Annotated in this window: 8 protein-coding genes; 4 read left to right on the top strand and 4 right to left on the bottom strand. The window is 48.2% G+C overall.

Annotated features, from left to right (window positions below):
- The first annotated feature begins 214 nt into the window (after positions 1 to 214).
- The 3 genes from EYB58_RS00690 to EYB58_RS00680 are packed head-to-tail and all read left to right on the top strand — an operon-like array spanning position 215 to position 5,809.
- Entirely contained in the window at positions 215 to 1,489 is a 1,275-nt protein-coding gene (locus EYB58_RS00690) for a TolC family protein (protein WP_242637507.1), read from the top strand.
- Positions 1,490 to 1,519: 30 nt separating this feature from the next.
- Positions 1,520 to 2,536, top strand: coding sequence for an efflux RND transporter periplasmic adaptor subunit (locus EYB58_RS00685; protein WP_111954116.1), 1,017 nt, complete (start codon positions 1,520 to 1,522; stop codon positions 2,534 to 2,536).
- Between the two features lie 9 nt (positions 2,537 to 2,545).
- On the top strand, positions 2,546 to 5,809 hold the full coding sequence (locus EYB58_RS00680) for an efflux RND transporter permease subunit (RefSeq protein ID WP_111954114.1): 3,264 nt from the start codon (positions 2,546 to 2,548) through the stop codon (positions 5,807 to 5,809).
- 43 nt (positions 5,810 to 5,852) lie between these two features.
- Here the strand turns inward: EYB58_RS00680 and EYB58_RS23720 are convergent, their stop codons facing one another.
- Positions 5,853 to 7,700 (bottom strand): methyl-accepting chemotaxis protein, encoded by a 1,848-nt coding sequence (locus EYB58_RS23720; protein ID WP_111954112.1) that lies wholly within the window; start codon positions 7,698 to 7,700, stop codon positions 5,853 to 5,855.
- A 391-nt stretch (positions 7,701 to 8,091) separates the two neighbouring features.
- Here EYB58_RS23720 and EYB58_RS00670 point away from each other — a divergent pair, with 391 nt between their 5' ends.
- Entirely contained in the window at positions 8,092 to 8,277 is a 186-nt protein-coding gene (locus tag EYB58_RS00670) for a hypothetical protein (RefSeq protein WP_111954110.1), read from the top strand.
- Positions 8,278 to 8,425: 148 nt separating this feature from the next.
- On the opposite strand, the gene uvsE is transcribed toward EYB58_RS00670, so the two are convergent.
- The 3 genes from uvsE to EYB58_RS00650 form a co-directional block, all read right to left on the bottom strand.
- Complete coding sequence (gene uvsE / locus EYB58_RS00665) at positions 8,426 to 9,352, bottom strand: UV DNA damage repair endonuclease UvsE (protein WP_111954108.1); 927 nt, start codon at positions 9,350 to 9,352, stop codon at positions 8,426 to 8,428.
- Between the two features lie 131 nt (positions 9,353 to 9,483).
- Complete coding sequence (locus EYB58_RS00660) at positions 9,484 to 10,011, bottom strand: ferritin (protein ID WP_111954106.1); 528 nt, start codon at positions 10,009 to 10,011, stop codon at positions 9,484 to 9,486.
- Between the two features lie 426 nt (positions 10,012 to 10,437).
- On the bottom strand, positions 10,438 to 11,820 hold the full coding sequence (locus tag EYB58_RS00650; RefSeq protein ID WP_111954104.1) for a sigma-54 interaction domain-containing protein: 1,383 nt from the start codon (positions 11,818 to 11,820) through the stop codon (positions 10,438 to 10,440).
- Positions 11,821 to 12,031: the final 211 nt, after the last annotated feature.

Below are 12,031 nucleotides of genomic sequence, written 5' to 3'. Positions count from 1 at the left end.
CTTAAAACGCATTGAAAAAAGGTGATCAAACCGGGGCTTAGTGACCATTCTTTTTCAGTTTAAGGTATATGACAATGTATTTAACATCATCAGAGATAATTTAGGCGTAAATTATATGACTTGGATTTGTAAATATAAAAAAGGTCGCAAATGGTTGACGACATCTGCTGCACGCATGATTATGATAATTTGTTTATATTGTCTCTTGTCTCATATGCCTTTCGCTTTAGCCCAAGATACGGTACCGGATGTGTGGACAGGTCCCGAAGCGGTCCAATTTGCTCTGAAGAATAATCCCGACGCACAGATGGCGATAAAACGAATTGCCTGGTCCGCAGCTGCCATAAAAGAAGCCAACGCAGCCTTCTATCCGCAATTGGGTGTGCAGGCAGGATATTCGCGTACCAACAATCCCATGTACTCATTTGGAAATATCCTTAATCAGGGGGTGTTTTCCAACAGCATTGATTTTAACGATCCCGGTGAAACAGACGATCTTCAGCTTATGCTTCAACTGACATACCGGATTTACAACGGTGGGCGAAGCCAGGCCAGTGTGAATGCAGCCACTGCCCGGAAAAAAGCCGCCATGCTCCAGGAAGAAGCCGTTAAAAACAGCCTTGGCTTTGCCGTGGTGAAATCCTTTTTTAACATTGTCCAGGCCAGGGAAAATGTCAATGCAAGACAAGCTGCAGTTCAGGCCATTGACGCGTCAATACATGTGGCCAGGGCCCGGTTTGAAGAAGGAGATCTACTCAAACAGGAGCTGTTGAACCTGGCGGTGCAGCAGTCCCTTGCCGATGAGGATCTGATTCAGGCACAGCATGGGCTTGCCCTTTCAAAGCAAAGCCTTTTGAATGTGCTGGGGCTGAGCGGAAGCCAGGTGGATATTAACCTTGCCCAGACTCCGTTACAGCCTGTGCCCAGTCGGCCTGATTTTAAAGACCGGTCGGAAATTAAAGCCATGCACTTTCTGATCCAGGCAAAGCAGGCCGGACTTCGCCAGGCCAAAAGTGGGTATTACCCCACGGCAGATGCCTTTGGTTCCTATCAGGTGGACAAGGGATTTGAGATGAGCAGCGGCTCCGGCGACTCATGGATGGCCGGCATCCGCGTCAATATGACGCTGTTTGACGGCAAACAGACGGACGCCAGGGTTCAACAGGCTAACATCGCACTGGCCCAGACAAAGGATGAGCTTCGGAAAATAGAACTGGCTTATGCGCTGGAGATCCGGCAGGCTGTCTTGAATCTTGATCAGACGGACAAAAGGTGCCGGGTGACCGAAAAAATGGTGACATCGGCCCAGGAGTCGGCCCGCCTTTTCCGGGAACGATTTAAAGTTGGCCTTGTGCTTTCTTCCGAATTGATTGATACGGAAAATAGACTGACGGAAGCCCAGGTGCGCCACGCAATGGCCAATGCGGAACACCGCATCGCGGTTGCCAATTTAAGGCGGGCCTGCGGATTACTGCAATACTCTGACTGACAATAACATTTTTAAACAATGGTTATTACAATGAAAAATCGTACACACCTTATGTTTGTTTTGATGATGATTTTGGTGCCCGGTGTTGGTGGCCAGGCACAGGAGGCGTCCCCTGCGCTGCCTGTTGCAGCAGTACAAACTTCCGCCGTAATTGAGCAGACCGTGCCCACCCTTATTGAAGTCGTGGGAACCCTGCAGGCTGTTGAACGTGCCGCCATTGCCGCTAAAGTGACGGGTGTTGTGGCCGACGTGCCGGTGGTCTTGGGCTCCCGTGTAACCAAAGGCGACCTGCTGGTTAAAATCAGTGCCCGGGAGATCGAAGCCCAGCTCAATCAAGCCCAGGCCCGGTTCAATCAGGCCGGGCGCAACCTTTCCCGTGAACGCAAACTTTTAAAGAAACATGCCACCACGGCTGAAACCGTTAAATCCATGCAGGATCAGTATGCCGGGGCACAAGCGGCGGTGCAGGGCGCCCGGACCATGCTCAGTTATGCCACCATCACCGCGCCTTTTTCCGGCGTGATCACAGTAAAAAATGTGCATGCCGGAGATTTGGCCACACCCGGCACGGTGCTGATACGCATGGAAAATGATCAGAAGCTGCAGGCGGTTTGTGCCGTACCCGAAAGCCTGGTGCTGCAGATCCGGCCGGGTCAATCGCTTACGGTCACAATTCCTACGGCCGGACTGATTATCAACGGCAAGGTGGCAGAAGTGGCGCCTTCGGTTGATCCTGTCTCCCGGACAGCACCAGTCACCATAGATCTTTCATACAATGAGAGAATGCGCACCGGTCAGTTTGTCCGGGTCAAGCTGCCCGGACAGGCCAATGCATCCCTGTTTATACCCGACGGCGCCGTTTTACCCAAAGGGCAGATGGAACGCGTCTTTGTGGCTGCAGACAACAAGGCCCATCTTCGCCTGGTACGAACCGGCATGCGTCAGGACGGCCTGACGGAGATTGTTGCAGGTCTGAATCCCGGTGAAATGGTTATTTTTAAAAACAATGAACATCTCGTGGACGGACAGCCCATAAAAATAAAATAGAGAAATTCCATGAATGAACAACAACAGTCTTCCGCACACCAGGGATTTGCCGGCCGGTTAGCCGCGACCTTTATTGAATCCAAACTGACACTGATCGGTATCTTTGCCTCACTTCTGCTCGGGTTGATGGCCATTACCATGCTGCCCCGGGAAGAGGAACCCCAGATTAAAGTCCCCATGATCGATGTCATGGTCGCCATGCCCGGGGCCGGTGCCAAAGAGGTGGAACAGCGTTTGAGCATCCCCATGGAAAAGCTGCTCTATGAACTGCCCGGCGTGGAGTATATCTATTCCACCTCCATGCCCGGCCAAAGTATGCTGGTGGTCCGTTTCTATGTCGGTGAGGATCTGGAATCTTCCATTGTCCGGCTGAACCAGAAGCTGCAAACCAATTTTGACCGAATTCCCCATGGCGTTTCCAGGCCCATGATCAAACCGCACACCATTGATGATGTGCCGATTCTGGCGTTGACATTTCATTCCAAAACCTATGACCATTTTATGTTGCGAAGGTTGGCCGCCCAGGTGGATGATGAGGTGAAATCTATCTTTGAGATCTCTGAAACCAACCTGATTGGGGGTACCCGTCGCCAGGTGCGTGTGCTGTTTGACCCGTTGCAGCTGGCGGCCCGGAATATGACACCCTTTGATTTGATCAATCACCTCACCCAGGCCAACCGCCAGGCATTTTCAGGGGTCACCCAGGCCAATAACCGGGAAATGCTCATCCAGACCGGCACCTTTCTGGAAACAGTCGAAGATATCGGCAATCTCGTCATTGGCGTTCACAGTGGCAATCCTGTCTACCTGCACCAGGTGGCAAAAATTGTTGACGGTCCCGAAGAGCCAAAATCTTATGTATTGTTCGGCAGCAAGGACCGCCACGATCCCGAAGCGGCCGTGACCCTTTCCGTGGCCAAACGGCCCGGCGCCAATGCTGTTGATGTGGTGGAAAAGGTGCTGACCAAGGTGGATGAGCTTAAAGGCAGCCTGATCCCCGGGGATATGACGGTTACCGTGACCCGGGACTATGGGGCGACTGCGGCTGAAAAATCCAATGAACTGCTTTTGCACATGGGCATTGCCGTGTTCGGGGTGGCCCTTCTCATCTTGGTTTTCCTGGGATGGCGGGAATCCATGGTCGTCATGCTGGCCATTCCCTCCACCTTGGCTTTGACCCTGCTGCTTTTTTATTTATATGGCTATACCCTGAATCGAATCACGCTGTTTGCCTTAATTTTTTCCATCGGTATTCTGGTGGATGACGCCATTGTGGTCGTGGAAAATATTGTCAGACACATGCGGCTGCCTGAGAATCGGTCCCGTTCTTTTAAAGACATCGCCGTCATTGCGGTCAGCGAGGTGGGCAATCCAACCATTCTGGCCACATGGGCCGTGATTGCCGCGATTTTACCCATGGCTTTTGTGGGTGGACTCATGGGGCCGTACATGCGTCCCATCCCGGTAGGGGCGTCTGCCGCCATGGTCTTCTCCCTGCTTATCGCGTTTACCATCACCCCCTGGGCCGCCACCCATATTTTAAAGCGCAAACAGAGCAGCCTATCCGGGAACACAGGGACCGTGGAGAAAAGCCATGATCCCGACCATGCCCCGGATGATCCGTTCACCCGGTTTTATCACCATATCATGGATCCGCTGCTCTCCCACGGCGGCTGGCGCATCCTGTTTTTCTGTATCATCATTGCCATGCTGTTGGGGTCCTGTGCCATGGTTGGCTTAAGTCTGGTTAAAGTGAAGATGCTACCTTTTGACAATAAGTCGGAATTCCAGGTGATTCTGAACATGCCCGAGGGCGGTACCCTGGAGCAGACCACCCGGGTGGCCATGGAGATGGCCCAGGTGATCAAACATGAACCGGACGTCACCGATTATCAGATTTACGCGGGTACGGCTTCTCCGTACAATTTTAACGGTCTGGTCCGTCACTATTTCATGCGTTCGGGTCCCAGTGTGGCCGATATTCAGGTCAATCTGGCATCCAAGCATGATCGGGACCGGCAAAGCCATGAAATAGCCAAAAACGTACGTCCGGCACTGACGGCCATTGCTAAAAAGTACGGGGCCACCATTGCGGTTGCCGAAGTGCCTCCGGGTCCGCCGGTGCTCCAGACCCTGGTTGTCGAGGTTTACGGCCCCAACCATGCCTCACGCCTGGCTTTGGCTAAAAAGATCAAAGAGATTTTTGCCCAGACGGATGGTGTGGTGGATATTGACTGGTACCGTGAGAATGATCGCGAAAAGACCATTATTACGGTGGACAAGGAAAAAGCGGCGCTGCACGGCATCAGTGAAGGCGACATCACCCAGGCAGTGAATATGGGGCTTTCCGGGTTGTCTGTGGACCTTCTGCACCAGCCCCGGGACAAGGAGGAAATAGATATTGTATTTCAGTTACCCAAAGCCGAACGCGCCCGGATTGACTCTATCCTGAACATCGGGTTGCGCAATCCGCACAATCCGGCGTCGGTTCTGACGCCCTTGCGGGAACTTGTGACCCTGAGCCGGGCACCCGTGGACCAGCCCATCTACAGAAAGAATCTCAAACCGGTGATTTATGTGACAGGCGATGTGGCAGGCGATGCCGAAAGCCCAGTGTATCCTATCCTTGGGATGAATAAAGCCGTTGAACAGCTGTCAGGCAAGGATTTTGGCGGCAGTCTGGACCATGTCACCATCTATAATTTAAAGCAGCCGTTCAACCAGGCCGAGCCTTCCATCAAATGGGACGGGGAGTGGCATATTACCCTGGAGGTGTTCCGGGATCTGGGTTTGGCATTCTGCGTGGTCATGGTACTCATTTATATGCTTATGGTGGGCTGGTTTAAAAGCTATGTAACACCCATGGTGGTGATGGCCGCCATTCCATTCTCTTTGATCGGGATTCTTCCCGCGCACTGGGCTCTGGGGGCCTTTTTTACCGCCACCTCAATGATCGGATTTATGGCGGGTGCAGGGATTGTCGTGAGAAACTCAATTATTCTGGTGGATTTTATTGAGCTGCGGCGAAGCCATGGCCTACCGCTGGCAGAGGCCGTGGTGGAAGCCGGGGCCATCCGGTTTCGGCCCATGCTGCTGACAGCCCTAGCGGTTGTGGTGGGCGCTTCGGTGATTCTGGCAGACCCGATCTTCCAGGGTCTTGCCATTTCACTGATGTTTGGAGAGATTGCCTCCCTGCTGATTTCCAGGATGGCGGTGCCGGTTCTGTATTATATGGTCCAGAAGAAACCCGCAGGCAACACGGATTTGCTTTGATCTTTTATGGATTACCTCTCAAATCCCGATAATTGACAGGGCGTTATTTTTTAACGGTTTGTATTTTTAAGTTATCGGCAGAACCATTGGCAATGGTTCTCAATTCTTTTACGAACGCTTTCATTTGCTTTGACTGTGCACTGAGTTCTTGTGAAGCGCTGGCAGACTCTTCAGCGCTGGCTGCGTTCTGCTGAACAACCTTATCCATTTGTGCAACAGCAATATTGACCTGCTCTACACCCTGGGCTTGTTCTTCAGAGGCCCCTGCAATCTTTCCTACAAGATTTTGCACTTTCACCGTACTCTGGCTTACTTCCTTGAATGTCTCATTGGTCCGTGTGGCAATCTCACTGCCGGTTTTAACCCTTTCTATGGTTTCCTTGATCATTTGGGCCGTATCTTTTGCAGCTTCTGCGGCCCTCATGGCAAGATTTCTGACCTCGTCGGCAACTACGGCAAACCCGGCACCGGCCTCTCCAGCCCGAGCAGCCTCTACCGCAGCATTTAATGCCAAAAGATTCGTCTGAAAAGCAATCTCATCAATTGTTTTGATGATTTTAGAAATCTCTTCGCTTGCATTATTGATCTCTCTCATGGATTGAGTCAGCTCGTCCATTGCCTGATCCGCCTTCTCAACAACATGGCTGGTCTGTGCCATTAAATGATGGGCTTCCTTTGAATTCTCAGCATTTCTTCTAGTCATAGAAGAAATTTCTTCCAAGGACGCTGACGTCTCTTCTATGGATGCTGCCTGTTCGGTTGCACCTTCTGCAAGAGTGGTGCTGGCCTCAGATACCTGACCGGAAGCCTCGGAGACCTGATTCGAACTATTATCCAGACTTTTTATGACACAACCCAGGGGGATGGTGATACTCCTTACAATGAACCATACTGGTGTGGCGATGCCCAGAAGAAGAATAAGACAAAGAATTGCTGTTCCCCATTTAAGACTGGAAAGACTCTTAAATAATGCAGATGCATCCTTTAAATAGACAAGTACCCCAATTTGCTGACCGTTGAAGCTTTTCAAGGGTACTGCCGCCACCATGTAGTTACCTGTTCGTTCCTTGTGGACAAAAGCTTTGCCTGAAGTAAGCATATCGGATGAGATCACTTTATCCGTAATCTCTTTGCTGGTTGAACTGACAAAAACAAAATCATTGCCTATGATCGGATTTATTTCCGGGTTTTGCAGTTTAGTGGCAATCGGTAAAAATTCTTTGTTCATATAAACCGCAATAAGCTCATTTTTATTGGATATACTGTATTTAACAACCGGATCAAATGTCGAAAGGACCTCCACAGATCCTAAATACTTGTTCTCATCGGAAAAAATCGGCGCAAGTCCTCTGATGGCAAAACCACCTCTTCCGATTTCAATTCCTTTTATAACCTCATGGTTGCCTTTACTGATTGTAAGGATTGTATCCCTAAAAGACCTAAGATCGTCACTTACTTTTTGGTCAGGGTTCCAAAGCCGTAAAAGGCTTCGTGCTGGAGGCAGGTGAAAATGGATTCTGAAACTACCGGATTTTAATGCTTCTTTATATCCTTGTTCCAATGATGCGAAAAACGATCTCAGCGATTTTCTCGCCTTTTCCATTTCCGGATTTTTCGCATTTGATATATCGCCTGAATAGGCAATGCCATATGCATGCTGGACAGCATCCGCTCTGCTAAAAAGTGATGCCATGGAAAGCATCTTACCGGATATTCTGTCAATGCTGGTATTAATATCCGAAACTTTTGACTCTATGGTGGCGTCAAGGTTGGTGTAGATCATTTTTTCAACCACAGAGTTACCTAAAATAAACAGGATGATTGAAAAAGTAGCGATAATACTGATAACCGGGAATAATATCCGAGTACCGAGTTTGCGTTTTTTTAGCATGTTTATCCTCCTTTTTTGTAGATTAAAATTATTTATTATTTTAAAAAATCTTTTATAACGGGCAATACAAGAAGAATATCGATATAAGTAAAATTTAAATTATATTATAATAGTAATATGTTGTTGTTCGAACGGGCTCTTGTATAATAGAGTAAAATTTTAGGTTATCATAGCACAATATGAATTCTTGCCACAATTGACGAAACAGTTATAAAGTCTAAATTTTAGAATATCCATAACCCTAAATTAAAAGTACTCATTTGTTGATGGCCTTGCATATGGTTTGAACTTTCAATGAAAAATTAAATTTATGGCACAGAAGTTGTATTGAAGTATTATATGGTTATTAAGATGACGTTTGATTAATACCCCGAATCACAAGGAGAAAATCATGACTGAAAAGGAAACAAAGAAACACAGAATCAGCGGCATATGCCCGCAGTGTGGATGTAGCCATTTATCAACAATGACCGAAGAAGAGATCAAAGAGAAATTTCCTGATCTTGAAAATGCCACAATGGAATGCTCAGAGTGCCTGGCCAGCATGGAATTAGGCTTTGAGGAAATTGATGAATAATTGAACAGTACGTCGGTCTTTTAGTAAATTAAATCCCACCACGTCTCACGGGGAAACGCGCCATAAGCGTATTTTATGGCCGTTTCCTCACTTGTCTGAGCCGCAGGAAAAAATAAGACCCTTCCTGTGCATCAGGCGGTCCGCGTCGTTAAAAGCTGCTCAATATCTTTTGTTTTTTTTTGATACGCCTCACATCATTAATCAATTTTTTTATGGCCACTTCCTTGGCCTTGGCTTCAATCTCCATAGTGATATCTAAAGCCGTCCATTCCTGGGGCAGGTCCCTGATATCAATAAAATCATGGTGTTTCCTCGGATTTGGCGATCCCCATCCATCCTTGGGTGAGGATAGATGAAACAAAGGTTCCCGAGTCCATGTTTTTATGCTTTGTTCTGTGGCGTTTTCAATCGATAGTTCGTCACCAACGCATCTGTGGTGGTGGACGTCATATACCATGGGGGTTCCGAGCTGTTCACACACCGGCAAGAGATCTTGGGGGGTGTAGCTTCTATCATCATTTTCAAGGGTTAATCTTTTTCTGACCGGATCCGGCAGGGTCTCAATGGTTTTTACCAAACGCCGGAGAGCGGATGGTTTATCATTATAAACGCCTCCGGCATGGATATTGATCACATCTGCATTGGCCCATTCGGCCACCTGGGCCTGATATTCAAGTTCTGCCACGGATTTTTTTACCACGTCTGGATTGGGTGAACAGAGGATGACAAACTGGTCGGGATGAAAGGTTGTTCGGATGTTGTTTGCTTTACTGAAGTCGCCGCAAGCTTTATACGCTTCGATAATTTTATCTGCGCCGGGAAGCTCGTAAATATCATAACCCATCTGGGGGTGTGTCTTTAAAGGAAGAATCTGACTGTTGATTCTAAATGATCCGATTTGATTCTCCCGGCAGAATTCAAGGGCGCTTAGCAGACTTTTTGCATTCACTTCGCACAGATGGGCCAAGCGCTGCAATTGTTCTGCTCTGGAAAATTTTCCAAGGTACTTTGCCGTAGTTCTCCGAAATTTGACAGGATGTTCTTTGAATATACAGCAAAGACCGAATCTGATCATTCTGGTTCCTTGGAATCGCTTTGATTCCCGTTATCATCAAGGGTGTTTGCCAAAATTAACTGTTACCCCGGAAAACACCCTTGATATGTAATGGTATTTAATCTGCGGTCCTTAACAAACCAGACAGACGGCTACTCAGATGCAGACGCTGTGGTTCCCGGCAGTGGCTCGGGTTTGCGCAAACCCAATTCCTGGTCCAGAAGATACATTCCCTGGGCTGAATCTTTAACCCGCTTAACTTTTCCCAACACCATCCCCACACTTTCCTCTTCTTCCACCTGTTCAGTCACAAACCATTGCAAAAAAATCTGGGTGGCATGGTCTTTTTGGGCAATGGCAATATCCATGAGATCATTGATCATGGCAGAGACCTTCTGTTCGTGGGCCAGGGTATCTTCAAAAACAGCAAGGGGGGTTTCCCATTCGATCTGGGGGCCGTCAATGCCGGTCAGTTTAACCCGTCCCCCTCTTTGGATAATAAAGTTATAAAATTTGGCGGCATGGGTCATTTCTTCCTGGGCCTGGGCTTCCAGCCAGGCAGCACAACCGTCCAGATCGTCAGCCTTGCACTGGGCAGCCATGGATACATACAGATATGATGAATAAATTTCAGCATTAAGCTGTTTGTTCAGGGCATTTTCAACTTCAGTTGCTATCATTTTTTATACCTCCATAACTTTAACGAGATTACCATAAAGTTCGCATTTGTAAGTTTCAAGTTGTTTTACCATTTACACCTCCTATTTGGGTGGGCGAGAAATACATATGAAGGTTCTTCTGTCTTGCATGATGGCGTACACTTATCTAAAAAAGTCTGTGTAACCTCCATATATTTTTTAACATTCGTGTGGGCTGAGCCTGGTTGTTGATCGGTCAGGCCAGTCCGTGGTCGTTTGTATAAAATGAGGATTGTATTGAAGAAGTCAATTCTATTTTTAGATAGGAGTCCAAATAACGGCCATGGCTGACCGATCTTTCACCGAGGTTGAGCCATAACAAATCATAAAATAAATTAAGCGGTTAGATCAGTATCCTCTTTCATTCCAAGACCCGTGCGCATTGGGCGATAGAAGATTTTTACCGGTTTAAAAGGTGTCTGAAAAGGCTTTGATTTCCGGGTGGTCACTTAAAAATCGGTACAGGGTTGCCCTGCCAACACCTAACACACGGGCGGCTTTGGATTTATTTCCTCCGGTTTTAACCAAGGCGGCTTGGACATTCTCCTGATTGAGCTTGCCCCGGGTAACCGGTACCGCAGGCGCTGCAGGTTCATTTGATACTGCATGCCGCATGGGTTGCCTGTTGGATGCAAAGGGAAGATCCGTGGGCAGGATAATGCTGCCCCGGGACCGAACCACGGAAAATTGGATCACATTTTTTAATTCCCTGACATTGCCGGGCCAGTGGTGGTCCATCATTGCCCTGATGGTATCAGGGGCAAGTTTTGGTACGGTCTTTTTGTTTTCTTTTTCCGCCTCCCGCAGGAAATGCTCTGCTAAAAGCGGGATATCATTTTTTCTTTCCCGCAGGGGAGGCAGGTGGATGGGAATGACGTTGAGCCGGTAGTAAAGGTCTTCCCTGAACCGCTCTTTCCGGACCTCTTCTGCCAGATCCTTGTTGGTGGCTGAGATGATTCTGACATCCACGCTGATCTTTTTTTCTCCACCTACTTTTTCAAATGATCCCTCCTGGAGGAACCGTAACAGTTTTACTTGGGTTTTCAACGGCAGATCCGCCACCTCGTCCAGGAAAAGGGTGCCTTTATGGGCCAGTTCAAATCGGCCTTTACGCTCTTTGACCGCCCCTGAGAACGCGCCCTTAACATGGCCGAACAGCTCACTTTCCACAATGCCTTCGGGAATGGCCCCGCAGTTGACCGGAACAAAACTGCCGTTGCCGTAGGACGAAATGTCATGAATCGCATAGGCCACGCGTTCTTTGCCGGTACCTGTTTCACCGGATACGTGAACCGGGTAGTTATACAGGGCCACATCTCGGATTTCCCGGAAAATGTCCTGCATGGCTTTGTCCTTGCCGATGATGCCTGCAAAATTGGAAAGATCTTCTGCTTTCAGGGACAGACGTATGGAATCGGTCATATCCCGGAATGAGGCTACAACCCCCCGGATTTCCCCTTCATGGTCCTGGATGCAGTAAACGGTCATTTCCAGATGGCGGGTCTCCCCTGTTTTGGTGACCATGGTAACCGGGTATTCCTTGGTTCCGCCGGAAAGTTTCGGGGAATCTTCGCAAAAGGAACATTTGGAACCGCAGAACGGCGCCTGGAAGACTTTGTGGCAGTCTTTGCCCAGGACTTCTTTTTTACTATATCCGGTAATTTTTTCTGCTTCTTTGTTAAAAACAGTGATGATACGCTTTGTTGTATGTGCCATGACGCCGACTTTAAGATTGTCCACCACAAGATTGAGATTGTGCAGATCCAGCAGAGAATGTGTAAATTTTTCCATTTTTGATTTCCAGGCAACGCGCTTTTAGTAATCGAGACCAGGCTGTTCTTGAAACGGTCTTTTAAATGGCACATTTGTGTATCAGGCGCAATGTTTTTTTGCATCTGTAAAAAGAAAAATGGTGGATACTCAATGAATGTTCAAACAACAAGGGCTTTGGGAAAAAATAAATCCTCCATTTGCGTGCCTTAAATACGAATAAAACTTTGTC

The organism is Desulfobacter hydrogenophilus (assembly GCF_004319545.1).
Lineage (GTDB): Bacteria > Desulfobacterota > Desulfobacteria > Desulfobacterales > Desulfobacteraceae > Desulfobacter > Desulfobacter hydrogenophilus.
The sequence above is the reverse complement of the archived record's forward strand: the minus strand, read 5'-3'. Positions and strand labels throughout refer to the sequence as shown.